24 protein-coding genes are annotated in these 23,801 nt (G+C 69.7%); 12 read left to right on the top strand and 12 right to left on the bottom strand.

Annotated features, from left to right (window positions below):
* The first annotated feature begins 82 nt into the window (after positions 1-82).
* Positions 83-304: a hypothetical protein gene (locus BLS74_RS03820; RefSeq protein WP_093103074.1), complete on the top strand. Its 222-nt coding sequence runs from the start codon at positions 83-85 to the stop codon at positions 302-304.
* On the opposite strand, the gene BLS74_RS03815 is transcribed toward BLS74_RS03820, so the two are convergent.
* Positions 305-1,534 (bottom strand): NAD(P)/FAD-dependent oxidoreductase, encoded by a 1,230-nt coding sequence (locus BLS74_RS03815; RefSeq protein WP_093103073.1) that lies wholly within the window; start codon positions 1,532-1,534, stop codon positions 305-307.
* Between the two features lie 65 nt (positions 1,535-1,599).
* Here BLS74_RS03815 and BLS74_RS03810 point away from each other — a divergent pair, with 65 nt between their 5' ends.
* The 6 genes from BLS74_RS03810 to BLS74_RS03785 all read left to right on the top strand — a co-directional run bounded on the left by BLS74_RS03810 (position 1,600) and on the right by BLS74_RS03785 (position 8,049).
* Positions 1,600-2,490: a LysR substrate-binding domain-containing protein gene (locus BLS74_RS03810; RefSeq protein ID WP_093103071.1), complete on the top strand. Its 891-nt coding sequence runs from the start codon at positions 1,600-1,602 to the stop codon at positions 2,488-2,490.
* 79 nt (positions 2,491-2,569) lie between these two features.
* On the top strand, positions 2,570-4,564 hold the full coding sequence (locus BLS74_RS03805) for an aconitase family protein (RefSeq protein ID WP_093103070.1): 1,995 nt from the start codon (positions 2,570-2,572) through the stop codon (positions 4,562-4,564).
* Positions 4,565-4,590: 26 nt separating this feature from the next.
* Entirely contained in the window at positions 4,591-5,568 is a 978-nt protein-coding gene (locus tag BLS74_RS03800; RefSeq protein WP_093103068.1) for a tripartite tricarboxylate transporter substrate binding protein, read from the top strand.
* A 32-nt stretch (positions 5,569-5,600) separates the two neighbouring features.
* Positions 5,601-6,272 carry a glutathione S-transferase family protein gene (locus BLS74_RS03795; RefSeq protein WP_093103067.1) on the top strand — a complete coding sequence of 224 codons (672 nt, stop codon included), beginning with the start codon at positions 5,601-5,603 and terminating at the stop codon, positions 6,270-6,272.
* A 29-nt stretch (positions 6,273-6,301) separates the two neighbouring features.
* Complete coding sequence (locus tag BLS74_RS03790; protein WP_093103065.1) at positions 6,302-7,168, top strand: hypothetical protein; 867 nt, start codon at positions 6,302-6,304, stop codon at positions 7,166-7,168.
* Between the two features lie 23 nt (positions 7,169-7,191).
* Positions 7,192-8,049 (top strand): RibD family protein, encoded by an 858-nt coding sequence (locus BLS74_RS03785; RefSeq protein WP_139191619.1) that lies wholly within the window; start codon positions 7,192-7,194, stop codon positions 8,047-8,049.
* Positions 8,050-8,296: 247 nt separating this feature from the next.
* On the opposite strand, the gene BLS74_RS03775 is transcribed toward BLS74_RS03785, so the two are convergent.
* Genes BLS74_RS03775 through BLS74_RS03760 form a run of 4 tightly spaced genes read right to left on the bottom strand, consistent with a single transcriptional unit; the run spans position 8,297 to position 11,589 of the window.
* Positions 8,297-9,103, bottom strand: coding sequence for a class I SAM-dependent methyltransferase (locus BLS74_RS03775; protein ID WP_093103062.1), 807 nt, complete (start codon positions 9,101-9,103; stop codon positions 8,297-8,299).
* Complete coding sequence (locus tag BLS74_RS03770; protein ID WP_212733619.1) at positions 9,100-10,170, bottom strand: glycosyltransferase family 4 protein; 1,071 nt, start codon at positions 10,168-10,170, stop codon at positions 9,100-9,102. Before BLS74_RS03770 ends, BLS74_RS03775 begins: the two co-directional genes overlap by 4 nt.
* Complete coding sequence (locus BLS74_RS03765; RefSeq protein ID WP_093103061.1) at positions 10,167-10,565, bottom strand: 6-pyruvoyl trahydropterin synthase family protein; 399 nt, start codon at positions 10,563-10,565, stop codon at positions 10,167-10,169. The genes BLS74_RS03770 and BLS74_RS03765 overlap by 4 nt, the downstream gene beginning before the upstream one ends.
* Before the next feature lie 25 nt (positions 10,566-10,590).
* Positions 10,591-11,589, bottom strand: coding sequence for a zinc-dependent alcohol dehydrogenase (locus BLS74_RS03760; protein ID WP_093103059.1), 999 nt, complete (start codon positions 11,587-11,589; stop codon positions 10,591-10,593).
* Positions 11,590-11,607: 18 nt separating this feature from the next.
* Here BLS74_RS03760 and BLS74_RS03755 point away from each other — a divergent pair, with 18 nt between their 5' ends.
* The 4 genes from BLS74_RS03755 to BLS74_RS03740 all read left to right on the top strand — a co-directional run bounded on the left by BLS74_RS03755 (position 11,608) and on the right by BLS74_RS03740 (position 14,906).
* Entirely contained in the window at positions 11,608-12,390 is a 783-nt protein-coding gene (locus BLS74_RS03755; protein ID WP_170855488.1) for a CDP-alcohol phosphatidyltransferase family protein, read from the top strand.
* On the top strand, positions 12,387-12,983 hold the full coding sequence (locus tag BLS74_RS03750; protein ID WP_093103056.1) for a YceI family protein: 597 nt from the start codon (positions 12,387-12,389) through the stop codon (positions 12,981-12,983). Before BLS74_RS03755 ends, BLS74_RS03750 begins: the two co-directional genes overlap by 4 nt.
* Positions 12,980-14,614 (top strand): sulfatase-like hydrolase/transferase, encoded by a 1,635-nt coding sequence (locus BLS74_RS03745; RefSeq protein WP_093103055.1) that lies wholly within the window; start codon positions 12,980-12,982, stop codon positions 14,612-14,614. The genes BLS74_RS03750 and BLS74_RS03745 overlap by 4 nt, the downstream gene beginning before the upstream one ends.
* A gap of 73 nt (positions 14,615-14,687) precedes the next feature.
* Entirely contained in the window at positions 14,688-14,906 is a 219-nt protein-coding gene (locus tag BLS74_RS03740) for a hypothetical protein (protein WP_093103053.1), read from the top strand.
* Positions 14,907-14,923: 17 nt separating this feature from the next.
* Here BLS74_RS03740 and BLS74_RS03735 read toward each other — a convergent pair whose 3' ends face one another.
* The 7 genes from BLS74_RS03735 to BLS74_RS03700 all read right to left on the bottom strand — a co-directional run bounded on the left by BLS74_RS03735 (position 14,924) and on the right by BLS74_RS03700 (position 22,532).
* Entirely contained in the window at positions 14,924-15,940 is a 1,017-nt protein-coding gene (locus BLS74_RS03735) for an XdhC family protein (protein WP_093103052.1), read from the bottom strand.
* 13 nt (positions 15,941-15,953) lie between these two features.
* Complete coding sequence (locus BLS74_RS03730) at positions 15,954-16,562, bottom strand: SRPBCC family protein (protein ID WP_093103050.1); 609 nt, start codon at positions 16,560-16,562, stop codon at positions 15,954-15,956.
* Between the two features lie 13 nt (positions 16,563-16,575).
* Positions 16,576-17,772 (bottom strand): vWA domain-containing protein, encoded by a 1,197-nt coding sequence (locus BLS74_RS03725; protein ID WP_093103049.1) that lies wholly within the window; start codon positions 17,770-17,772, stop codon positions 16,576-16,578.
* Positions 17,773-17,890: 118 nt separating this feature from the next.
* Positions 17,891-18,820: an AAA family ATPase gene (locus BLS74_RS03715; protein WP_093103046.1), complete on the bottom strand. Its 930-nt coding sequence runs from the start codon at positions 18,818-18,820 to the stop codon at positions 17,891-17,893.
* Between the two features lie 9 nt (positions 18,821-18,829).
* Positions 18,830-19,621: an FAD binding domain-containing protein gene (locus tag BLS74_RS03710; protein ID WP_093103044.1), complete on the bottom strand. Its 792-nt coding sequence runs from the start codon at positions 19,619-19,621 to the stop codon at positions 18,830-18,832.
* A 23-nt stretch (positions 19,622-19,644) separates the two neighbouring features.
* Complete coding sequence (locus tag BLS74_RS03705; protein ID WP_093103043.1) at positions 19,645-22,026, bottom strand: xanthine dehydrogenase family protein molybdopterin-binding subunit; 2,382 nt, start codon at positions 22,024-22,026, stop codon at positions 19,645-19,647.
* Between the two features lie 11 nt (positions 22,027-22,037).
* Positions 22,038-22,532 (bottom strand): (2Fe-2S)-binding protein, encoded by a 495-nt coding sequence (locus tag BLS74_RS03700; RefSeq protein ID WP_093103041.1) that lies wholly within the window; start codon positions 22,530-22,532, stop codon positions 22,038-22,040.
* 131 nt (positions 22,533-22,663) lie between these two features.
* On the opposite strand from BLS74_RS03700, the gene BLS74_RS03695 reads away from it, so the two are divergent.
* Positions 22,664-23,776, top strand: coding sequence for a helix-turn-helix domain-containing protein (locus tag BLS74_RS03695; RefSeq protein WP_093103040.1), 1,113 nt, complete (start codon positions 22,664-22,666; stop codon positions 23,774-23,776).
* Positions 23,777-23,801: the final 25 nt, after the last annotated feature.

Here is a 23,801-nt window from a genome sequence, read left to right as displayed (position 1 = left end):
AACCGCCAGTCGATGTAACCGGCGCGACGATCGGTCTTCGCCTACAGAAATCGAGGACCTCGGCGCCCAGGATGAGTGGGCCATGAAAAATCCGATCAAACTCACCATCGATGAGCCGGTGCCCGGATCCTTCGTCTGGACGCTGCTCGAAACCGACACCGACGGCGCGCCGCGGAAGGTTCTGAAATCGGCGGAATACGACGCCGACACTTACGAGGCCGCGCTAGCGGCCGGAACCCGCGTGATGGATGCCGAGCTGCGCAGGAGCGCTGCGCCCCCGCGGCGCCGCAGCATGACGAACTGATCAGGCCAGGTGCGTCTTCAGGGGCACGGCGGAGTCTGCCGCAACCGCCGGGTCCGGGCTGCGTCCGGCTTCCAGCAGCTTGCGGCTCATCATGTGGTCTACCGGCGCATTGACCGACTCGACGCAGCGCAGCACGCCGTCCACGTAGTGCAGCAGCGAGAACGAAGCCGGATTGGCGCCCGGGCGCCGCACCATGCTCGCGCCGGCCGTGCCTTCGGCGGGGACCAGCCCGGCCATCTGCAAGCGCAGGCTGCCCTGATCCGACCAGAACCACGGCACCGCGTCGTGCGGACGGGCCGCGCCGGTCAGGGTGGCGACGGCCGTGCGCGCCTGGTCATTGGCGTTCTGCACCGACTCCAGCCGCAAGGCCTGGCCTGCGCGCCGATCCGGAAAGCGCGTGCAGTCGCCGACCGCGAGCACGGCCTCGTCGCTGGTCTGCATGTAGGCGTCGACCACGATGCCATCGGCGCACTCCAGCCCGGCGGCCTGCGCGAGCGCGGTCTCGGGCACGGCGCCGATGCCGAGCAGCATCAGGTCGACCGGCTGCGCCACGCCGTCGAGCTCGATCGCCGCGAGACGCCGGCCCTCGGTCTGCCAGGCGCCGCATTGCACGCCGGTGCGGATGTCCATGCCCGCGGCGCGATGGGTCGCGAGCACATGCTCGGACAAGGCGGGCGACACGGCCCGGCTCAAGAGCCGCGGCGCGCTTTCCAGAACGCTCGCGCGCTTGCCGAGCGCCAGCGCCGTCGCCGCCACTTCGAGGCCGATGAACCCGCCGCCGAGCACCGTGACGTGCTCTGCCGCCATCAGCATCGAGCGCAGCTGCGCGGCCTCATCGGCGGCACGCAGCAGCGCGACGTTCTCCAGCCCCACCAGCGCCGGCAACCGTCGTGCGCGGGTGCCGGTCGCGAGCACCAGCCGCTCCCAGCCGAGCACGGTGCCTGAACGCAGCGTGACGGTGCGCGCCGCGCGATCGATCACAAGCGCCGGGTCGCCCAGGTGCATCGTGATCCCGGCCTCGGCATACCACGCCTCGGCGCGGTGGAGCTGCGGCGCCTCGTCCGGACTCTTGAGGAAGGTCTTGGACAGCGGCGGCCGGTGATAGGGGATCGAGCTCTCTTCGCACACCAGGTGCACGCGGGCGCCCTGCCCCGCCTCCGCCAGGCCGGCGCACAGCTGTGCCGCGGCATGGCCGCCGCCGACGATCACGATGTCTCTGCTTGAATGCATGGTTGGCTTTTTCGTTGATGCCTGCAGATTCTCGCTCGGCGGGCCGCGCCCTTAGGATGCGCGGCATGACCCGCCGCATCGATGCCTACAGCCTGCGACTCTTCGTCTCGACGGCGCGCGCCGGCTCCATCGTGCGCGGCGCGGCGCTCGAGCACATCGCGCCCTCGGCGCTGAGCCGGCGCATCGCCGATCTCGAGCACGCCTTCGGCACTGCCCTTTTCGTGCGCTCGCCGCGCGGCATCGCGCTCACCGATGCGGGCCGCCTCGTGCTCGAGCGCGGGCAGCAGATCGACAACGACCTGCAGTCGCTGGTGCGCGAGGTGCAAATCGAGGGTGACGAAGTGCGCGGCACGGTCAGGCTCTACGCCAACATGTCGGCCGTGATCGGCTTCCTGCCCGAACGTCTGCAGGCCTTCATGGCCCGATATCCGCGCGTCCAGATCTCGCTGCATGAAGAAGACACGCGCGACGTCATCCGCGCCTGCCTCGACGACCGTGCCGACGTCGGCGTGGGCGTGGAGGCGCCGGTACCCGCCGGGCTCGATGCCTGGCGCTTCGCGACCGATCCGCTGCAGGTGGTGCTGCCCGCCGGCCATGCGCTGGCCAAACGAAAGGCCGTCGGCTTCGCCGAGCTGCTGGACCATCCGCTGATCGGCGTCCACCAGGGCGGCGCGCTCGACCGCTGCCTGCACGAACGTGCCCAGGCACTGCAAGAAAAACCTTTTGCGCCCACCGTGTCGGTCAGCAGCTTCGATGCGGTCTGCCGCATGGTCGAGGCGGGCCTGGGCATTGCGGTGGTTCCGCAAAGCGCCGCCGCGGCCTATGCCGGCAGCCCGCGCTTCGTGCGCCGGCCGCTCGACGAAGCGTGGGCGGCGCGCGAGCTGCATCTCTACGCGCTGCGCAAGACGCCAAGGCCGCGCTCGGTCGCGGCATTGATCGACGCGCTGCGCGGGTAAGTCCCCATCTCGCATTTCGCGAGAGCCCCTGTGCCGCCTTGGCGCTTTTCGGCCCGAGGGCCTGACGCGAAGATCAGGCATGCCAGCCCTTGCGCCAGCTTCCGACGATCTTCCGGCGCTTCGCTTCGCGCCCAGGCTGCTCTTCTTGAGCAGCTCACCCGAAGTCGTCGAACAATGCCTGCGCGGCGAAACGCCGGCACTGGCGAAAGCCATGCCCTTGCGCGACGACATCTCGACCGACGAGATCACACCGCTGCCCATCCTCACCCATTACGACGACAAGCTCGGCCGCTACCCCTACACCGGCTTCAAGACCGGTGACCGCCTGCCCGTCGGCACCGATGCGGTCCGCGCGAGCGGCATCGAGGTAGTGGTCGCGGGCAGGCGCTACGGCAAGGGCTCGTCGCGCGAGCACAGCCCCGCGGCCGAGAAACTGGCCGGCGTGCGGCTCGTGATCGGGGAGAGCTTCGAGCGCATCTACCGCCAGAACGCCGACAACATCGGCCTCTTCACCTCCACCGATTTCGGGCTGGTCGAACGCATCCGCGCCGGCGAGGCGATTCCGCTCGCCGAACTCGTCGCCGGCCGCGATGCGCTCGCCGCGGCCATCCTGCAAAGCGGCGGCCTGCTGCGCTTCGGCCAGCACTTCATGTGCCGCATCCGGAGCGCCGAGGGCGCGCCGCCCGAGCGGCCACGCACGCTGTTCGAGAAGATCGTGGCCCGCCATGCGCTCGCGACCGAGCTCACCGAGGCGCACCCGGCGCCCGGCGACGGCGCCTTCGTACGTGCCGACTGGCGCTTCATCCACGAGTACTACACCGGCATGGCGGCGCACATGCTGCATGCGACCTTCCGCAAGCCGTTGAACCTGCACGAGCCGGCATCGATCGTGGTGTTCGAGGACCACACCTCCTACGTCGAGGAAAGCCCGGCCCACGTGCGCGGCGGCCTGGTGCCCAACGTGCACCGCATGGTCGAGGCGCAGCGCGAATTCGCGGCCGCGTACGGCCTGCGCTCGCACCGCACCCTGACCGAGGAGGAGGCGCGCACCGACGACGGCAGCAACATCGCCGGCATCTCGCACGCGATGATGGCCGAGCGCTACGCGCTGCCGGGCCAGGTCGTGGTCGGCACCGACTCGCACACGCCGCACAGCGGCGCGCTGGGCTGCGTGGCATTCGGCGTCGGCACTACCGACATGGCCAATGCCTTCGTGACCGGCGCGCTGCGGCTCACCGTGCCGCAGTCGCTGCACATCGTGTTCGACGGCGCGCTGCGGCCCGGCGTGACCGCCAAGGACATCGTGCTGCACCTGCTGGCCGAGCCGCGCATCCGCGCCGGCGGCGGCGTGGGCCGGGTGTTCGAATTCACCGGCGAGGTGGTCGCGCAGCTGTCGACCGACGAGCGCGCGACGCTCACCAACATGACGGCCGAGCTCGGAGGCTTCACCGGCATCGTCGCGCCCGACGCGGAAACGGTGCGCTTCCTGCGCGAGCGGCGCGGCATCGACTTCGTGCTCGAGCCGTGGATGCGCAGCGATGCGGACGCGGTCTATGCGGAGACGATCCGCGTCGATTGCACCGCGGTGCCGCCGATGGTGGCCCGCCCTGGCGACCCCGGCAACGGGCTGCCGCTGGCGGCGCTCGAGGAGCCGGTGCGCATCGACATCGCCTACGGCGGCTCCTGCACCGCGGGCAAGCGCGAAGACTTCGACCACTATCACGAGGTGCTGCGCTGGGCGGCCGACCGCGGCCTGCGCGTGCCGGATCGCGTGTCGCTCTACCTCCAATTCGGCACGACCGCGGTGCGCGACCACTGCGCGGCGCGCGGCTACCTCGATGCCTTCGCGCGGGTCGGTGCGCGCATCCTGCAACCGTCGTGCGGCGCCTGCGGCAACTGCGGCCCGGGCACCTCGGTGCGCAAGGAAGAGGTCACCGTGAGCGCGATCAACCGCAACTTTCCGGGCCGCGGCGGACCGGGCCAGGTCTGGCTCGCGAGCCCGCCGACCGTGGCCGCGAGCGCCATCGCAGGCGAGCTGCTGTCCTTCGAGGAACTGCGACGCCGGCATCCATGAAACAAGACAAGGAGACACACGTGACGATGATGAAAGCCCCCCTGATCCGCCGCATCGCGGCATCGCTCGCCAGCGCCGCCTTGGCGACCGCAGCGCTCGCCCAGGCACCGGCCTCCGAAAAGCCGATCCGCATGGTCGTGCCGCTGGCGGCCGGCTCCACAGTGGACGCGGTCGCGCGCGCCATCGGCCCGTCCTTCGGCAAGGCCGCGGGCCATCCGGTCGTGGTCGAGAACATCGCCGGCGCCGGCGGCATCCCAGGCACCACGCAGATCGCGAAGGCGCCGAAGGACGGCCTCACGCTCGGCATGATCTCGTCGAACCACGTGATCAACCCGGGCATCTACAAGACCGTGCCCTACGACACGCTGAAGGACATCACGCCGATCGCGGTGATCGCCACCGTGCCGCTGGTGCTGGTGGTGCACCCCTCGGTACCGGCGAAGAACGTCAAGGAACTGATCGCGCTCGCCAAGGCCAAGCCCGGCACGCTCAACTTCGGCTCGGCCGGCAACGGCAGCACGCTGCACCTGGCCGGCGAGCTGCTGGTCAGCGAGACCGGCATCGAGATGAAGCATGTGCCCTACCGCGGCACCGGCGCGCTCGTCACCGACCTGATCGGTGGCCAGGTGCAGCTGGGCTTCGTGTCGGTGTCGCAGGTGGCGCCGCAGATCAAGGCCGGCACGCTGCGCGCGCTGGCCGTGTCGACGCCCACGCGTTCCGGCGCGCTGCCCGAGGTCCCGACCGCGGCGGAGGCCGGCGTGCCCGGCTACAGCTTCGACGCATGGATCGCGCTGATCGGGCCGGCCGGGCTGCCGAAGAACATCGTCGACGGCTACAGCGGCGCGATGAAGACCGCGCTGGCCTCGCCCGAGGCGCAGAACGCGATCGCCGGCCAGGGGCTCATGGTGCTGAACACCGGCCCCGACGCGGCGCCGGCCTTCTTCCAGGCCGAGCTGAGCAAGCACCAGAAGCTGGTAAAGCAATCCGGAGCAACGCTCGATTGAATGGGCTGCGGACGCGGGTAGAGTCGGCCCAAATGGTCGTCCTCTACCACTGCGTCAGCGCCCGCTCCTTCCGCCCGCTGTGGATGCTCGAAGAGTTGGGCGCACCTTACGAGCTGCGCATGCTGCCCTTCCCGCCGCGCGCGCTGCAGCGCAGCTACCTCGAGATCAATCCGCTCGGCACCATTCCCTACCTCATCGACGGCGAGACCCGGATGACGGAGTCGGCCGCGATCTGCCAGTACCTGGCCGAGCGCTTCGACCCGGACAACCTGCACGGCCTGGCCGTTCGCCCCCACGAGCCCGGCTTCGGCGCCTGGCTCAATGGGTTGCACCAGGGCGAAGCCACGCTGACCTTCCCCCAGACCATCGTGCTGCGCTACGGCCGCTTCGAGCCCGACGAGCGCAAGCTGCCGCAGGCGGCCGAGGACTACACGCGATGGTTCCTGGCACGGCTGCGCGGCATCGATGCGGTGCTGCAGCAGGAAGACTTCCTCAGCGCGGGACGCTTCACCGCCGCCGACATCTCGGTCGGCTATGCGCTGATGCTGGCCAGCAAGCTGGACCTGGTTGCGCAGCTTCCGGCCGCCGTTGCCGCCTACTGGCAACGCCTGCAGCAGCGCGACGGCTTCAGGCGCGCCCTCGACGCGCAGCACGATGCGGCCCTGGCACAGGGCGTTTCGCCCCAAGATGCCAGCGTTGACTGAATCGGCATTGCACCTGCATAACCGTAGGGATGGACTTCCACCACCCGCTGTTCCAGAGCCTGGCGCTGCCGCTTTGCATTGCATTCGCGGCGACGGGGTTTCTGCGCGGCGTGCTGGGCCCGGTCCAGGCCGCGCGCTGGGCCGCAGTGGGCGTCGCGGTGGCGATCGTCGGCACGGTGCTGTGGGTGCTGGGCTGGCGGCTGATGCCGGGCGCGCTGACCGAGAAGCTGCCGTGGGTCTATGCGGCGGCTGCGCTGCTTGGCCTCGGCCTCGAAGCCATGCGCGCCGGCCGGCGCGCGCAGTGGCTGGCAGCCGGCATCCTGTGGGCCCTGGTGCTGGCGATCCTGGCCTGGCAGCCGCTGCCGCTCAAGATCGGCATCTGGCTGCTGGGTCTGGCGGTGATCCGCGCCGTGTTGAAGGAAACCCCGCGGCGCGCCGATGCGATCGCGATGCTCGTGCTCGCGAGCTTCGGGCTGGCGGCGCTCGCGATGATGTCCGGCTCTGCCCTGCTGTTCGAGCTGAGCCTCGGGCTGGGCGCCGCGCTGGCGGGCTGCGCGCTGTGGCTCTGGCCTGTGGGGCGCATCGCTTTCGGCGCCAGCGGCGCGGTCGTCGCGCTGCTGGCCTGGCTGGCGCTGGCACAGGCCACGGCATTGCTGACGCCGGCCCGGCCGGGCGCGTTGCTGCTGCTGGCTGCATCCTTCACCTCCGGCTCGCTGGTGCGATGGGGACATCGGCGCCTGCGGCGCGGCGAGGGCCGCCCCTGGGTCGAAACGCTGATCGTGGCCGCGGTGGCCGCCTTGTGGGTTGCAGCCGCGCTGGCATTGGCGCATTGGGGCGGCGGGGTCGACGGGCCCGCCGCTAACATGGACGATCCCTACTACAAGCCCAGGTGGTGAATGCCCGCAACCCGCGCCCGCTCATGAGCTCGACCCAACCCCGCAGCTTCGGCATGGAAGCGCTGTGGCCGCTGTGTCTGGACATCGTCCGGCGTCGCCGCAGCGGGGAGCCGCCGGCGACGCCACTGGTGCCGGGCGAGGATTGGGACGACGAAGCTGTCGAGCTCCTGGCACTGCTACAGCCCCTGCTCGAGCGGACGGCCGAGGCCACGCCCTGGGTGATCGGCCAGTTGGGCCAGAGCCTCGACGGCTGTATCGCCACGCGGGGCGGCGACTCCAACTACGTGAACGGCGAGCAGGTGCTGCTGCACCTGCACCGGCTGCGCGCACTCAGCGATGCGGTCATCGTGGGCGCCGGCAGCGCGGCCATCGACAACCCGCAGCTCACCACGCGCCGCGTGGCGGGCGACAACCCGGTGCGCGTCGTGCTCGACCCGGCCCTGCGCCTGACGCCGACGCTGCGCGTCTTCACCGATCGCCAGGCGCCGACCCTGCTCGTGTGCGACGCGGCACGTGAAGCCGAAGCAGCGCAGCGCGTGGGTGCCGATCAGGTGCTGGGCGTGCCGGGCCTGGTGGACGCCAAGGGCGCAATGGACTTGCGCGCCCTGCTGGCCGCGCTGCAGCAGCGCGGCCTGCGCGTGCTGTTCGTCGAGGGCGGGGGTATCACGATCTCGCGCTTCATCGCGCAGGGGTGCATGGACCGCCTGCACCTCAGCGTCGCGCCGGTGCTGATCGGCGGCGGGCGTCCCGGGCTGCTGCTGCCGCAAAGCGCGGCGATGCGCGATTGCCCGCGTCCCGCAAGCCGCGTCTTTCGCATGGGGGCGGATGTGATGTGGGATCTGGATCTGCGCCTTGCGCCCTCTGGGAGAGGGCAGGGGTGAGGGCTGCGGCCGTGGTGGCGATGGCGCCGGTTGCTGAGCCCTCACCCTAACCCTTGTATGTAGCAAAGTAGCGGCTGGCCGAACTCGAAAAGAAGACGGAGCTTGTGGCGATGCAGCATGAGTCCTTCAGCCGCAACACGCGCAACCAGCTTCGGCAGGTTTTCGATGCGCTGCGCGAATTGATGACACCACCCGAGCCAGCCAAGCGCCCCATAGGTTTCGTGGCACCCAAGACACGAAAACCTCGCTAAGGCATCGCCAGAAGATCCACGTGCCCCACGCGCAGGCAGGTGCGATCGACAAGCGCTAACCGCCGCGCCTTCCATGCGCCGACGAGCTCGTGCGCAGCCGGTTCCTGTTCCAGCGTGGCATGAGCCATGCCTTCGATCATCGCGCGCAGCATCGCCGCCTCCTCGATGCACCAATCGCTTCGCGCCTGCGTGACGCTGTAGCCCATCGCATCGAGGCGGGCGACCGCCAGCGCAACCGCTTCGCCGCCGAGCGCGGGTCCGAAACCCTTGTCGCGCCGTTGATGGGTGGCGAACAGTTCGTGGACCTCCGCGTCGCCTGCAAGACCAGGCGCCCACGCGACACGGCCATCGACAGTCAGTGCGAAGAGCACGGCCGCATTCGCCATTCGCACATGGTTCAAGAGCGCGTCGAGCCACGATGCGGACACGAGGTCCAGCAGCGCCGAGGCCGTGACGAGCCGCGCCGCGCCATAGGGCACGGCGTCAAGCGCCGCCGCCAGATCGATGCGGAGCAGACGCGCCTTCGCATGCCACCCCGGGCCTTCGAGCGATTCCGGCAACGCCGCCAGCAGGCGCGGGTCGTGGTCGACCATCAGCCACTGCTGGGCGCCGCCCAGCCGCGGCGCCAGTTCGCGCAGATTGGCGCCGGTGCCGCAGCCCAGGTCGATCACGCGCAGGACCGGGTCGTCGCCGCGCAGCCGGGCCGCCATCGCGTGCAGATCCAGCAGCGCAGCCGACGCACTGCGCGCCGCGCGATCGAAGGGCTCGCGCAGCGCGAGCCAGTCGGCGCTGAAGCCTGTCATGCGCCTCCTGCCGGCTGCCGGAAATCGGCGAGCACCGATGCAAAGCGCGCGCCGCTCTGCTGCCATGTCGGCAGGCGGCCTCGCGCTCTTTGCGCGCCGGCCTTCAGCTGCGCCCGCCACGCAGCATCGTCCATCAGCCGCTGCAACGCGGCACGCAGCGCGATCGCGTCGCCGGGCGACACCAGCAGGCCCGCATCGGCCGGCACCGTGTCCGGAATGGCGCCCGCGCGGGTGCTGATCACCGGCAGGCCGTACGCCAGCGCCTCGGCCAGGGCCATGCCGTAACCCTCATGGAACGAGGGCAGCACGAAGGCATCGGCCTTCGCATAGAGCGCGCACAGGCCCGCCTCGTCCTGCTCGCCATGCAGCACCACGCGTTCGCGCAGGCCGTGACGTTCGATGGCCTGCATCAATGCCGATGCGCATGCAGCGTCCATGACCAGGCTGCCTGCGCAATGCAGCGTCCAGCACCGGTCCTTCAACCCGGCCAGCGCTTCGATCAGCAGAGCATGCCCCTTGCGCGGCGTCACGGTCGCCACGCACAGCAGCGACAAGGCATCGGTGCCCGAGCCTGCGGCCAAGGGGGCCGGCTCGGTCCCGGGCTCGACCACGACGATGCGCGAATCCGGAACGTCGAAGGCTGCCAGCGCACGTGCCGTGGAAGAGCTGGTGACGATCACGCCGCGCGCACTGGCCAGCGCGCGCCGCTCGCTCTCGAACAAGGCGCGCTGCTGCGCCGCGTCGAGGCCGGTCTCCAGCGACAACGGGTGATGCACCAGCGCGATCCAGCAAAGGCGCTGCGCATGCCTTTGCGCCAGATCGGGCAGCACGCCGAAGGCGAGGCCGTCGACCACTGCCAGCGCGCCATCGGGCAAGGCATCGGCCACGCGGCCGGCCTGCGCGAGCGCTGCCGCAGCGGGCGCCGGATAGCCTTCGCCCAAGGTCTGGACCTCGACCTCCCACTGCTGCGCGCGCAGGCCATCGATGACGCGGCGGTCGTAGGTGTAGCCGCCGGTGCGGGTGTTCAAGTCTCCCGGCACCAGGAAGCTGCAGCGCTTGATGGTCAAAGTGCGCCCTCGTAGGCCGCCCAGGCCACATGCGATTCGTTCAACTTCACGCGCATGCTCGCGAGGCCGCTTGCGTGGGGCCCGAGTTCGCCGGCCGCGATGCGCGCGGCAACGCGATCGAAGATCACGCGCGCCATGAATTCCGTGGTGGTGTTGCGCCCCTCGAAGGCCGGATCGTCGTCGAGGTTGCGCAGGTTGAGTTCGCCCAGCACGCTGCGCAGCACCTCGGTGGCGAGCGCGATGTCGACCACCACGCCGTCGGCATCGAGCTCGGCGCGGCGCAGTTCGAGATCCACCACATAGGTCGCGCCATGCAGGCGCTGCGCGGGGCCGAAGACCTGGCCGCGAAAGCTGTGGGCAATCATGAAATGGTCGCGGACGTTGACGCTGTACATGCGAAGTCTTTCCAGGGTGAAGGGGTCAGGGATAGTCGATGCGGTGGCACAAGGTGTTCGGCGCGCCCGCGGCGAGCCGGCCGAGCACCGCCGGCAGTTCGGCGAAAGGCGCACTGTCGGTGATGAGCGCATCGAGCACCGGATCGCGCAGCAGCGACAACGCCAGCGCCATCCGGCGCCGATGGCTCCAGCGCGCGCGCTGCGCGGTGGCCACCTGGCCGACCTGCGAACTCCTGAGCGTGAGGCGCCGCGAATGGAAGGCTTCGCCCAACGGCAGCGTCACCGCGCGCTGCCCGTACCAGCTCAGTTCCAGCACCGTGGCCTCGAAGGCGGCCAGCCGCAGCGCCGTGGCCAGGCCTGCTGGGCTGCCGCTGGCATGCAGCACCAGATCGGCCTCGAGACTCGCAGCCTCCGGACTCGCAAAGACGAGGCCCAGCCGTTCCGCCACCGCACGGCGCGCGGGATTCGTGTCGATCACCTCGACCGTGCAACCGGGCATGCGCCCGGCCAGCCAGGCCACCAGCAGGCCGACCACACCTGCGCCCACGACGGCGATGCGGTCGCCGACGCGCGGTGCCGCATCCCACAGCGCATTGACTGCGGTCTCCAGGTTGGCGGCCAGCACCGCGCGCGCGGGCGGCAGGCCCTCGGGCAGCAGGTGCACGGCATCGGCCGGCACCACGTAGCGGGTCTGGTGCGGATAGAGGCAGAACACCTCGCGGCCGAGAAGCGCCTCGGGCCCCCGCTCGACCGTGCCGACACTCGCATAGCCGTACTTCACCGGCGCTGGAAATTCGCCTTCCTGGAAGGGCGCGCGCATGCGTTCGAATTCGCTGGCAGGCACCTCGCCGCCGAACACCAGCAGCTCGGTGCCGCGGCTGATGCCGCTGTGCAGCGCACGAACCTGCACCTCTTCGGGACCGGGCGCATCGAATGCAGCGCGCCGGATGCCGGCCCGGCCCGGGGCTTCGATCCAGCAGGCCCAGGACTCGGCAGAAGCAACACGGGAGAGATATGCTGGCATGCAACGGATCTTATGACGATGCTCACCCATCCTCCTGCCGATGGCCCCGCACTCAGTGCGGGCCGGCTCGCGGCGCTCCGGCGCGATGCCTGGCGCGAGGCCGTGCCCTGCTTCCTGCTGCTCGCCGTGGCGGCTGGCGGGCTGACGGTGCTGGGCGAGCTCAGTCCCTGGTTCAAGCTCAAGGCAGCCGCCGTCTTTGCGGCAGCCTTCGCGTGGGTGCTGCATGGCCTTGCGGCCCATGCGCCGAATGCGCGCTTCGGTGCCGCCAACCGCGTGACGCTGGCGCGCCTGGCGCTCGCCGCATTGCTCGCGGCGGGCATCGGCGAGCCCCTGGCCGATGCCGAAGCGATGGCGTGGAGCGCCATCGTCGTGGGCACGACCGCCGCGCTGCTCGATGCCCTCGATGGCCCGCTCGCGCGCCGCAGCGGTCTGACCAGCGAATTCGGCGCGCGCTTCGACATGGAGACCGATGCGTTGCTGACCTTCGCGCTCTGCCTGCTGGTCTTTCATTTCGACAAGGCCGGCTCATGGATCCTTGCCGCGGGCCTGATGCGCTACGCCTTCGTGCTGGCGATGAAGCCCTGGCCCTGGCTGGCGCGGCCGCTCGCGCCGAGCCAGCGGCGCAAGGCGGTGTGCGTGGCGCAGATCACCAGCCTGCTCGTCTGCCTCGGTCCGATCATCTCGCTGCCCTGGAGCCGGGCCATCGCGGCCGCGAGCCTGGCCGCGCTCACTGCGTCCTTCGCGATCGACATCGCGTGGTTGATCCGTCATCGCGCATCCCCACTGGAGCCTGCCTCATGAAAGCACTCGCGGCCCGCTTGCCGTACGCCCTGATCGTGTCATGCCTCATGGCGAACGCCCTGCCCGCGCGCGCCGAGGCCACACGCTACGAGCTCGACCCCGAACATCTCACCATCGCCTTCCTGGTCGATCACATCGGCTACGCCAAGGTGCTGGGCATGTTCCGCGCCGCGCGCGGCAGCTACAGCTTCGACGAAGCCACGGCCACGCTCAGCAACGTGCGCATCGAGGTCGACACCCAGAGCGTCTTCAGCAACTACGCCAAGCGCGACCAGCATCTGAAGAGCGCCGACTTCCTCAACACCTCCGAGTTCCCGCGCATGGTGTTCACCGCGGCCGGAGCCAAGCGCACCGGCGATCGCACCTTCGAGATCGCCGGCCAGCTCGAGCTGCTGGGCCGCTCCCAGCCGCTGACGCTCGCCGCGACCTGGAACAAGAGCGGGCCCTCGCCGATCGAGAAGAGCTACGTGATGGGCGTGTCGGCGCGCGGCAGCTTCAAGCGCAGCAGCTACGGCATGAACTACGCGGTCGGCAACGGCTGGGTCGGCGACGAGGTGCCGCTCATCATCGAGTTCGAGGCCAAGCGCAAATGAGGCCCGCCGCATGGGGCGGGTGGCTGCCGCGCTTCGCCCTGCCCCTGCTGCTGCTCAATGCGCTGCTGACGATGGAGAACCACGGGCCGGGGCTGTGGCCGCGCCTGGCGCTGCGCGTGTCCTTCGAACTCGTCATGGTTCTGGTGATGCTCACGGCCTGGATCGCCTGGCGCGGGCAGCCGGGCGCACGCATGCTGCGCTTGCTGGCGAGCGTCACCGCCTTCTGGATCCTCGCTCGCTACCTCGACGTGACGGTGTCGGCCGTATTCGGCCGGCAGATCAACCTCTACTGGGACAGCAGGCACGCGCTGGACGTGCTGCGCATGGGCGAGCTCGCAGCTTGGCAGATCGGCTTGGCAGCGCTCGCCGCGCTGGCCATCCCTGTGCTGCTGTACGGCTTGGCATGGCGATGCTGGCGTGCGATTGCGCGCGAGCTGGCTTGGCCCACGCCGCGGCCCGCGATCGGCCTCATCGGCCTTCTGCTCTTCACGAACTTTGCCGCGCATGGCATCGGGGGGCGCGACACGCGCTGGTTCTTCTCGATGCCGGTCGCGCCCATTCTTGCGCAGCAGGCCGCAATCCTGGCCGGCCAGCTGCTGCCCGGCCACGCGGCTTCGCAGCTCTCGCCCAGCCCGGCCTTCGAGCACAGCTCGCTCGCAGGCCTCCGCGGCGCCGACGTGCTGCTGATCTTTGCCGAGTCCTACGGCGTCACCGCGCTGGACGACCCGCAGCAGGCCGCCGCGCTCGCGCCGGCGCGCGCGCAGCTGATGCAGGCGCTCGCGGCCGGCGGCCGGCAGGCGGTCTCGGCGCGCGTGCGCTCCCCCACTTTCGGCGGCGCCTCCTGGCTGGCCCATGCGGCGCTGCTCAGCGGCGTCGACATGCAGGACCCCGGCGCCTACGAACTGCTGCTGACCACTGATCGTTCGACGCTGGTGCGCCATTTCAAGGCCCATGGCTGGCGCACCGTGAACTGGATGCCGGGCCTGCAGAAGCCCTGGCCCGAAGGCAGCTTCTACGGCTTCGACCGCTATGCCGACGCCGACCGCATCGGCTATCGCGGGCCGCCCTTCGGCTACTGGCGCGTTCCCGACCAGGCCTCGATGGCGCTGCTGCACGCGCAGGAACTGGCCGAGCCGCGCGAGGAACGCGCGCCGCGCTTCATCGTCTTTCCGACCCTGACGAGCCACGCACCCTTCCGCCCGATCGCGCCCTACGTGCCGGACTGGCAGCGGCTGCTGCGCGCCGACGCCTACACGGCGGCGGAAGTCGCACAGGCCGTCGCGCAACCGGGTTCGTGGCTGCAGCCCGTGCCCGCGTACCTCGAATCGCTGGCCTACACCTTCCACTGGCTGGGCGACTACCTCTCGGGTCGCGCGCCGCGGCAGCTGCTCACCATCGTGATCGGCGACCACCAGCCGATGGCGGGCGTGAGCGGCGCGGGCGCTTCGTGGGACGTACCGGTCCACATCATCAGCACGGACACGCAACTGCTCAAACGCTTCGAGGCCCTCGGCTTCACGCCGGGTCTGCTGCCGATGCGGCCCTCAACCGCAGGTATGCATGACCTGACGCCGGTGCTGATCGCCGCATTCGACGCGACTGCCGACGCACCGTTGGGCAGCGCAGAATGAAAGCTGGCGCGCCCACAGCTTCCGAGCAATAGTTCATACCCTGTTCGGCCAGGGCTCTGCTAGCCTCTCTCCCATGCGCGCCATTCTTCTTCTCGCCAGCATCGTGATCCTCGGCCTCGCCTGGTGGCTGGGATCCTTCGTCGGATTGCTGATCGCGATCGGCGCGTGCTTCGCACTGGCGGCTGCGAGTTTCATCTTCTCCAGGGCCCGCAAGGAAGCCCGCGAATCCAAGGAGATGCAGCGCGCCTTCGGCCGCAGCACCACCTTCCTCGCCGGCCTGCGCAGGCACTGACGGCGGCTCACCCGCTGCTACTTGCCGGCGCCCGCGGCCTCCTTGGCATGCGCGACCTCGGTCTCGCGCGGCAGCCTGACGCCGTTCTTCACCGCCAGGATCTCGGCCATCACGCTCACCGCGATCTCGGGCGGCGTCTTGCTGCCGATGTAGATGCCGATCGGGCCGCGCAGGCGCGAAAGCGATGCCTCGGTCTGCTCGAAGTGCTCGATCATGCGTTCGCGCCGCGCCTGGGCATTGCGGCGCGAGCCGATCGCGCCGACGTAGAAGGCTTCGCTTTGCAGGGCCTCGAGCAGGGCCAGGTCGTCGAGCTTCGGGTCGTGCGTGAGCGCGACCACGCAGCTGCGGCGGTCGGGCTTGAAGGCGCTCACCGCGTCGTCGGGCATCTCGGTGCTGAGCGTCACGCCCGGCACGGCCCAGGCGGTGCGGTACTCGGTGCGCGGATCGCACAGCGTCACCGCGAAACCGCTGAACTTCGCCATCGTCGACAGGTACTCGGCCAGCTGGCCGGCGCCGATCAGGAGCATGCGGTATTCGGGCCCGAAGGTGTTGACCAGCTCGGTGTCGCTGATCGAGAGCTCGGCCGGCGCGCTCGCCTCGGCCACGCCGACGGTGCCATCGGCCAGCGACACGGTGCGCTGCATCAGCCGCCCTTTTTCGAGCGCGGCCACCAGCGTCTCGAGCGAGGCGGCGTCCGGGTCGTATTCGAGCAGCAGTTCCAGCGTGCCGCCGCAGGGCAGGCCGAAGCGGTGCGCCTCATCCGCCGTGATGCCGTACTTGACCAGCGCCGGCGCGCCCGAAGGCATCTCGCCCGGCGCGCCGTGGGCACGGCTGTAGCGCGCGATCAGGTCGTCTTCGATGCAGCCGCCCGAGACCGAGCCGATCACGGCGCCGTCTTCCGCCAGCGCCATGATCGAGCCGATCGGCCGCGGCGAAGATCCCCAGGTGCGCACCACCGTCGTGAGCAGCGCGCGGCGGCCCGCGAGCCGCCAGTCGCGCAGCGTGCGCAGAACCATGACGTCGAGGTTCTCCATGATGTTCGTCTTCCTAGTCGGCCGGCTCTTCCGTATCGCTCGCCGATCTGTCGGACTTCCTGCCGATGCCGATCTTGCGCATGAAGCCCGCCATCGCGCCGGTCTTCTCGGACGGCTCGGCGGCAGCGGGCGCCTCGGCGCTCTCGGCCACCGCGGCCGGCGGCGGGCCGTAGCGGCTTTGCATCTCGACCTCGAAGCGCTTGAAGAAATCGTCGGCCGTCGACTTGGCGGCGCCGTCGATCAAGCGCTGCCCCAACTGCGCGATCTTGCCGCCCACCTGCGCCTGCACCGTGTAGTCGAGCTCGCAGCCGGGGCTCGCATCGGCGACCGGCTTGAGCGTCACGCTCGACGAACCCTTGGCGAATCCGGCAACGCCGCCCTGCCCTTCGAAGGACAGCTTGTAGCTGTCCGGCGGCGAGATGTCGGCCAGCGCGACCTTGCCATTGAACTTGGCCGACACCGGGCCGATCTTGACGGCCAGCGCCACCGCGTACTGGTTGTCGCCTACGGCCTCGAACTTGTCGCAGCCGGGGATGCATTTCTTCAGCGTCTCGGGATCGTTGAGCGCCTCCCAGGCTTGCTGCTGCGTGATGCCGAGCCGGCGGTTGCCGAGCATTTCCATCGTGAGGTTCCTTCTAGCGGCCGGACCGCATCAGGGCCGCGAGACTCGCGGCCAATTGTTCGAGTGCCAGGAGATTGTGGACCGCGAGCATCGCGTCTGCATGGCGGTGCAGAACGGCCGCCCCGCGCGCGAGCGGCGCATAGCCCTCGTAGCGCAGCAGCGGGTTGAGCCACAGCACCCGCCGCGAATGGCGCTTGAGCCACAGCAGTTCGCGCTCCAGGGTTTCGGGTTCGCCGGTGTCCAGGCCGTCGCTGATCACCAGCACCAGCGTGCGGCGGCCGGTCAGGCGACGCGCATGGCGCTCGCGCAGTTCGCCGAGCGAGGCGCCGAAACGCGTGCCGCCGGCGAAATCGGCGATGGCCTCGCTGGCTGCGGCCAGCATCAGATCGGTGTCGGCCAGCCGGAAGGCCGGGGTCAGGTCGGTCAACTGGGTGCCGAAGGCGAACACGTCGCGCCGGCCGGCGCGCCGCGTCGACGCATGCAGAAAGGCCAGCAGCAGGCGCGCATAACGCTCCATCGATCCGGAGACGTCGACCAGCACCAGCAGGGGCAGCGGCTGCTTCTGCCGCGAGAGCCGCGGCAGAAGCAGCATCTCGCCGCCGGTGCGCCCGGCCTCGTGCCAGACGCCGGGCCAGTGCATGCGCGAATGCGCGCCCGCATCGCCGGTCACGCGCAGGCGGCGCGAGGGCAGCGCCGGCACCGGCAGCGCGATGTCGCGGGCCAATCGCTCCACCAGGCGGTACTCGGCGGCGCCCAGCGCGTTGAAGTCGGCGTGGTGCACCCGCTGGCGATCGCTTGCCGTCATCGCGGCATCGAAGTCGACCTCGCGCTCGGTCTGCGCAGGCTTCACCGCATCGCGCGGCGCCGCAAGTGCCTCGCGCACGCGTGGCCGGCGCTTCGAGGGCTCGGCCTTGCCTTCGGCGCTCGGCAGCATCTGCGCGAGCAGCTTGTTGGCAAGCTCGGGATCGCGGAACCAGGCATCGAAGAGTTCTCGGAACACCAGGCGATCCTGTTCGCGGCTGATCATCACGGCTTCCATCGCGGCCGCCAGGTCGAGCCGGCTGTCGACCCCGACCAGCGCAGCGGCTTCGGCAGCGAGCGCGATGCGTGCCGAATCGGTCCGCACGCCGGCGCGGCGCAGCGCCCGGCCGAAGCCCATCATGTTGCCGGCCAGCTTGCCGCGCCGCGCGTCGCCGAGTTGCGGAATCATCAGCCCACCCCCAGGCTTCGCGCACTTCGTGTCGCTTCGCCAACCCCCTTGCAGGGGGCAACACCAGCGGCCCGGCAAAGCCGGTTCCGCGGTGTTCCTGGAACAAACCGGCGAGCGTTCATGCCTGCGCTTCTTCGCTGGGCTTCAGCAGGTCGGAGGCCAGCTCGTGCGTCAGCGCCGCCACATCGTCGCGCTGCTTGAAGAGAATGCCGGCGGTATCGACCACGATCTCGGGGTCGAGCTCGACGGTGTCGAGCGCGATCAGCGCCCTTGCCCATTCGACGCTTTCCGCAATGCCCGGTGCGCGCTGGAAGGCGCTTGCAAAGGGCGCGCTACGCAAGCGCCCGACGAAGGCTGCGACCTGCTCGGAAAGAACGGCGCTCGCCTTCGGCACCTGCGCACGCACGATGGCCAGCTCGCGATCGCGCTCCGGGTAGTCCAGCCAGTGGTAGAGGCAGCGCCGCTTGACGGCATCGTTGAGTTCGCGCGTGCGATTGCTGGTCAGGATGGTGACCGGCGGCACCAGCGCCTGCACCGTGCCCAGCTCGGGAATGCTGACCTGGTATTCGCCCAGGTACTCGAGCAAGAACGCCTCGAAGGGCTCGTCGGCGCGATCGACCTCGTCGATCAGCAGCACGGCACCGGGCGCCGGCGCCTGCAGGGCCTGCAAGAGCGGCCGGCGGATCAGGTAGCGCGGCTGGTAGACCTCCGATTCGACGTCGCTCGAAGCCCCGTGCGCCTCGGCCGCGCGCATGTGCAGCAGCTGCGCCGCATAGTTCCATTCGTAGAGCGCCTCGCGCTGCTCCAGGCCGTCGTAGCACTGCAAGCGCAGCAACTCGCGCGCGAGCGCGGTCGCCAGCGCCTTGGCCAGCTCGGTCTTGCCGACGCCGGGTTCGCCCTCCAGCAGCAGCGGACGCTGGAGCTTGAGCGCGAGAAACACCGCCGTCGCGAGCCGCCGGTCGGCGTAGTAGGCGGCGCCTTCCAGCGCCTGCACGACCGCGTCGATGGTGTTGAACGGGGAGGTCGCGGCAGGCGTGGTGTCGGTCATCTCGCCAGCTTAGCCCAGCGCCTTTTTCACAGCGCGCTGTGTGAGTACGTTGATCAGGTTGGCGCGGTAGGCCGCCGAGGCATGCAGGTCGCTGTTGAGATCGCTGGCGTCGATCTTCACGCCGGCCGCGGCCTCGGGGGTGAAGCTCTTCGCGAGCGCATCTTCCAGCCCCTTGTGCCGGAACACGCCATTGCCGGCACCGGTAACCGCGACGCGCACGCCGCTGTCGCCTTGCGTGACGAACACGCCGACCAGCGGGAAGTTCGAGGCCTTCTGGCGCAGCTTCTCGTAGGCAGCCCGCTTCGGGATCGGGAAGCGGATCGCGGTGATCAGCTCGCCCTCCTCCAGCGCGGTGGTGAAGAGGCCGAGGAAGAAATCGTCGGCCGCGATCTCGCGCTTGTCGGTGACGATGGTCGCGCCCGAGGCCAGCACCGCGCTCGGGTAGCAGGCCGCCGGATCGTTGTTGGCCACCGAGCCGCCGATGGTGCCCATGGCACGCACCTGCCGGTCGCCGATGTGGTCGGCCAGCCAGGCCAGCGCGGGGAAGCCCGCCTTGATCTCGGCGTTGGCGCCGACGTCGAGGTGGCGCGTCATCGCGCCGATCACGAAGGCATTGCCGTCCTTCTTGATGCCGGCGAGCTCCTTGATGCCGCCGAGGTCGACCAGCTGCTCGGGCGCCGAGAGGCGCAGCTTCATCGAAGCGAGCAGCGTCTGGCCGCCGGCGAGGACCTTGCCGCCGGCGGCAGCCAGCTTGGCCGCATCGGCGACGGTGGCGGGACGTTCGAGGGTGAAGGCGTACATGGCGATTTCCTTCTCGTTTGGTTCTACTTGGCCACGGCCTGCATCGCTTCCCACACGCGGTGGGGCGAGGCCGGCATGTCGAGGTCCTTGACGCACAGCGGCGCCAGCGCATCCAGCACCGCGTTGATCAGCGCCGGCGGCGAGCCGATGGCGCCCGCCTCGCCGCACCCCTTGGTGCCCAGCGGGTTGTGCGTGCAGGGGGTGCAGGTGGTGGCCACCTTGAAGGTCGGGAAGTCGTCGGCGCGCGGCATTGCGTAGTCCATGAAGCTGCCGGTGAGCAGCTGGCCGCTCTCCTTGTCGTACACGCAGTTCTCCATCAGCGCCTGGCCGAGGCCCTGCACGATCCCGCCGTGCACCTGGCCTTCGACGATCATCGGGTTGATGATGGTGCCGAAGTCGTCGACCGCGGTGAAGCGGTCGATCTTCACTTCGCCGGTGCCCTTGTCGATCTCGACCTCGCAGATGTAGGTGCCGCCCGGGAAGGTGAAGTTGGTCGGGTCGTAGAACGCGGTTTCGTTGAGCCCGGGCTCCAGCTTGTCGAGCGGGTAGTTGTGCGGCACGTAGGCGGTGAGCGCGACCTGCCCGAAGGGGATCTTCTTGTCGGTGCCCTTGACGGTGAACTCGCCGTTGCTGAACTCGACGTCAGCGTCGCTCGCCTCCATCAGGTGGGCCGCGATCTTCTTGGCCTTGGTCTCGATCTTGTCGAGCGCCTTCATGATCGCCGCACCGCCGACCGAGATCGAGCGCGAGCCGTAGGTGCCCATGCCGAAGGGCACGCGGCCGGTGTCGCCGTGCACCACGTCGACGGACTCGACCGGAATGCCCAGGCGCGCGGCCACCACCTGCGCGAAGGTGGTCTCGTGACCCTGGCCATGGCTGTGCGAGCCGGTGAACACGGTCACGCTGCCGGTCGGATGCACGCGGATCTCGCCGCACTCGAACAGGCCGGCGCGCGCGCCGAGCGCACCCGCGATGTTCGAGGGCGCGATGCCGCAGGCCTCGATGTAGCTCGAGTAGCCGATGCCGCGCAGCTTGCCCTTGGCTTCGGTCGCCGCCTTGCGCTCTGCGAAGCTGGCCACCTCGGCCAGTTCCTTGGCCTTGTCCATCGAGGCGTGGAAGTCGCCCGTGTCGTACTGCAGCGCCACCGGCGTCTGATACGGGAATGCGGTGATGAAGTTGCGCTTGCGGATCTCGTCCTGGCCCAGGTTCATTTCCCAGGCGCAGCGCGAAACCAGGCGCTCCAGCAGGTAGGTGGCCTCGGGTCGCCCCGCGCCGCGGTAGGCATCGACCGGCGCAGTGTTGGTGAACCAGGCATCGACCTCGACGTAGATCTGCGGCGTCGTGTACTGGCCCGCGAGCAGCGTGGCGTACAAGATGGTCGGCACCGCGGTCGAGAAGGTCGACAGATAGGCGCCCAGGTTGGCGTCGGTGTGCACGCGCAGCGCAAGGAACTTGCCATCCTTGTCCATCGCCATCTCGGCATGGCTCACATGGTCGCGGCCGTGCGCGTCGGACAGGAAGCACTCGGAACGATCGCCGGTCCACTTGATGCTGCGATTGAGCTGCTTGGCGGCCCAGGTCAGCGCCACGTCCTCGGCATAGAGGAAGATCTTGGAGCCGAAGCCGCCGCCCACGTCGGGTGCGATCACGCGCACCTTGTGCTCGGGCAGGCCGAGCACGAAGGCCGTCATCAACAGGCGTTCGACGTGCGGATTCTGGTTAGCGACGTAGAGCGTGTATTCCTCGGTCGCGCGGCTGTAGCTGCCGATCGCGACGCGCGGCTCCATCGGGTTCGGCACCAGCCGGTTGTTGACCAGGTCGAGCTTCGTGACATGCGCCGCCTTGGCGAAGGCCGCGTCGACCGCCGCCTTGTCGCCCAGCGCCCACTTGTAGCATTGGTTGTCCGGCGCGGCCTCGTGGAGCGTGACGCCGCCTGCCTTCTTCGCGGCATCGGCCACGCTCACCAGCGCGGGCAGTTCCTCGTAGTCGACCACGATCGCTTCGGCCGCATTCTTCGCCTGCTCCACCGTCTCGGCCACCACCATCGCGACGTGGTCGCCGACATAGCGCACCTTTCCGATCGCGAGGATCGGATGCGGCGGCTCCTTCATCGGCGTGCCGTCGGGGTTGTTGATGAGCCAGCCGCAGGGCAGCCCGCCCATCTTGCCGTCGATGTCCTTGCCGCTGAAGATGCCGACCACGCCGGGCATCTTCTCGGCGGCGGCGGTGTCGATCGACTTGATGTTGGCGTGCGCATGCGGCGAACGCAGGAAGATGGCGTGGCTCTGGTTGGCCATCGTCACGTCGTCGGTGTACTGGCCGGCGCCGGTCAGGAAGCGGTAGTCTTCCTTGCGCTTGAGTGCCTCGCCGATGTGCGGCAGGCTGGCGAAATCGGGTGCGCCCATGATGGTGCTCCTTATGCCGTGGCAGCGGCTTTGGCCGGTGCGGCGGCCATGGCCTCGCCGCCCATCTGCACGGCCTTGACGATGTTCTGGTAGCCCGTGCAGCGGCACATGTTGCCGTCGAGCAGTTCGCGGATTTCGGTTTCGCTCGCCTTGGGATGGTGCGTGCAGAGGTCGATCGCGCTCATCACCATGCCCGGCGTGCAGAAGCCGCATTGCAGGCCGTGGCACTCCTTGAAGGCCGCCTGCATCGGATGCATGGTGCCGTCGGGCTGGGCGATGCCTTCGATGGTCGTGATCTTCGCGCCAGTCACCTGCGCCACCAGCACGTTGCACGACTTGACCGCGCGGCCGTTGACCTGGACGGTGCAGGCACCGCACTGCGCGGTGTCGCAGCCCACATGCGTTCCGGTCAGGTGGAGATGCTCGCGCAGCGCCTGCACGAGAAAGGTGTTGGGGGGTGCGTCGACCGTGACCGCGCGGCCGTTGACCGTGAATGGAACCTGCATGTGGCTGTCTCCGTTGTGGGTGAGATGGCTAGGATCGGCAACTGGAATCTTGGACGCCGGACAGGGGCACCATCCTAGGCAAAACCCTAGGCGCTTGCAGCGCGCGCTTGAAATTCTCAAAATGAAACACGATGACCGCCCCCCACGCCACGCCGCCGACCGAGCGCTCCCTCTCCATCGCGCAGGCGCGGCGCGAATGGCTCGATGGCGATGACGCGGGTCCGCAGGGCGCGCGCATCGAGCCCTGGCTCGCGCGCTCCTGGCAGCGCTGCCTCGCCGCCGGCCACCAGCCGCAGCAGCGCGTCTGCTTCGATCCAGTCTCGGCGCCGGCGGCCCGCCATGCCGCGGAGCGCAACCGGGCCCTGGTCTCGGCCGCGCGGCCGGTGCTCGACAAGCTGTCGCGCGCCATCGCCGACACGCGCTATTTCGCGATCCTGACCGATGCCGATGGCATCGTGGTCGATGTGGGCGCCCTGCCCGGCGGCAGCGATGCCACAGCCAGGCACGCGCGTGACATCGCGCGCATCGGCGTCGACCTGTCGGAGCGCGCGGTGGGCACCACGGCCATCGGTGCCGCGCTGGCCGAACGCGAATCGGTATGGCTGCACCGCGGCGAACACTTCTTCGACGACACCAGCGTCTACAGCTGTGCCGGTGCGCCGCTCTTCGGCCCGCGGGGCGAATGCGTCGGCATGCTGGACCTGACCGGCGTGCAAGTGGTCGAACGCCCCGAGCTGAGGCACCTGGCCGCGCTCTCGGCGCGCAGCATCGAGGACGCGCTGATGCAGAACCATCCTTGCGAGTTGCTGCTGCGCATCGATTGGCCTGGCTATGCCGCAGGGCCGGGCACCGAGGGCTTGCTGTGCATCGACGCCGACGGCCGCGTGACCGGCGCCAATACCGCGGCACGCCAGATGCTCCACCAACCGCTCGGCACCGATCCGACGCTGCACTGCAACGATCTGTTCGCGCTGCCGCCGCAGATGCTCTTCGATGCGGCACGCCGCGGTGACGCCGCGCTGGACGTGCCGCTGTGGTCCGGCCTCCGCGTGCAGGCGCGGCCGCAGCTCGCCGACCGCGCGCCGCGTGGCGCAAGCCAGGAGCGCCCGCGGCTGCGCGACGTCGAGACGGCACTGATCCGCCGCGCGGTGGACGACGCGCGCGGCAACGTGGCCGAGGCGGCGCGCGCACTCGGCATCAGCCGTGCCACGGTGTACCGCAAGCTGGCGCGCCGCCGGCAATAAATTGCGGGCCGACGCAAAATCCGCA

The organism is Variovorax sp. CF079 (genome assembly GCF_900101545.1).
In the GTDB taxonomy this organism is placed as follows: Bacteria; Pseudomonadota; Gammaproteobacteria; order Burkholderiales; family Burkholderiaceae_C; genus Variovorax.
The sequence above is the reverse complement of the archived record's forward strand: the minus strand, read 5'-3'. Positions and strand labels throughout refer to the sequence as shown.

Bases quoted from the DNA above. Each gene is read 5' to 3' on its own strand.
- BLS74_RS03710 (WP_093103044.1), bottom strand. From the start codon at position 19,621: ATGTACGCCTTCACCCTCGAACGTCCCGCCACCGTCGCCGATGCGGCC.
- BLS74_RS03745 (WP_093103055.1), top strand. From the start codon at position 12,980: ATGAGGCCCGCCGCATGGGGCGGGTGGCTGCCGCGCTTCGCCCTGCCC.
- BLS74_RS03815 (WP_093103073.1), bottom strand. From the start codon at position 1,534: ATGCATTCAAGCAGAGACATCGTGATCGTCGGCGGCGGCCATGCCGCG.
- BLS74_RS03730 (WP_093103050.1), bottom strand. From the start codon at position 16,562: ATGGAAATGCTCGGCAACCGCCGGCTCGGCATCACGCAGCAGCAAGCC.
- BLS74_RS03700 (WP_093103041.1), bottom strand. From the start codon at position 22,532: ATGCAGGTTCCATTCACGGTCAACGGCCGCGCGGTCACGGTCGACGCA.
- BLS74_RS03705 (WP_093103043.1), bottom strand. From the start codon at position 22,026: ATGGGCGCACCCGATTTCGCCAGCCTGCCGCACATCGGCGAGGCACTC.
- BLS74_RS03740 (WP_093103053.1), top strand. From the start codon at position 14,688: ATGCGCGCCATTCTTCTTCTCGCCAGCATCGTGATCCTCGGCCTCGCC.
- BLS74_RS03695 (WP_093103040.1), top strand. From the start codon at position 22,664: ATGACCGCCCCCCACGCCACGCCGCCGACCGAGCGCTCCCTCTCCATC.
- BLS74_RS03755 (WP_170855488.1), top strand. From the start codon at position 11,608: ATGCTCACCCATCCTCCTGCCGATGGCCCCGCACTCAGTGCGGGCCGG.
- BLS74_RS03795 (WP_093103067.1), top strand. From the start codon at position 5,601: ATGGTCGTCCTCTACCACTGCGTCAGCGCCCGCTCCTTCCGCCCGCTG.
- BLS74_RS03725 (WP_093103049.1), bottom strand. From the start codon at position 17,772: ATGATTCCGCAACTCGGCGACGCGCGGCGCGGCAAGCTGGCCGGCAAC.
- BLS74_RS03765 (WP_093103061.1), bottom strand. From the start codon at position 10,565: ATGTACAGCGTCAACGTCCGCGACCATTTCATGATTGCCCACAGCTTT.
- BLS74_RS03785 (WP_139191619.1), top strand. From the start codon at position 7,192: ATGAGCTCGACCCAACCCCGCAGCTTCGGCATGGAAGCGCTGTGGCCG.
- BLS74_RS03775 (WP_093103062.1), bottom strand. From the start codon at position 9,103: ATGACAGGCTTCAGCGCCGACTGGCTCGCGCTGCGCGAGCCCTTCGAT.
- BLS74_RS03820 (WP_093103074.1), top strand. From the start codon at position 83: ATGAAAAATCCGATCAAACTCACCATCGATGAGCCGGTGCCCGGATCC.
- BLS74_RS03735 (WP_093103052.1), bottom strand. From the start codon at position 15,940: ATGGAGAACCTCGACGTCATGGTTCTGCGCACGCTGCGCGACTGGCGG.
- BLS74_RS03750 (WP_093103056.1), top strand. From the start codon at position 12,387: ATGAAAGCACTCGCGGCCCGCTTGCCGTACGCCCTGATCGTGTCATGC.
- BLS74_RS03800 (WP_093103068.1), top strand. From the start codon at position 4,591: ATGATGAAAGCCCCCCTGATCCGCCGCATCGCGGCATCGCTCGCCAGC.
- BLS74_RS03810 (WP_093103071.1), top strand. From the start codon at position 1,600: ATGACCCGCCGCATCGATGCCTACAGCCTGCGACTCTTCGTCTCGACG.
- BLS74_RS03805 (WP_093103070.1), top strand. From the start codon at position 2,570: ATGCCAGCCCTTGCGCCAGCTTCCGACGATCTTCCGGCGCTTCGCTTC.
- BLS74_RS03790 (WP_093103065.1), top strand. From the start codon at position 6,302: ATGGACTTCCACCACCCGCTGTTCCAGAGCCTGGCGCTGCCGCTTTGC.
- BLS74_RS03760 (WP_093103059.1), bottom strand. From the start codon at position 11,589: ATGCCAGCATATCTCTCCCGTGTTGCTTCTGCCGAGTCCTGGGCCTGC.
- BLS74_RS03715 (WP_093103046.1), bottom strand. From the start codon at position 18,820: ATGACCGACACCACGCCTGCCGCGACCTCCCCGTTCAACACCATCGAC.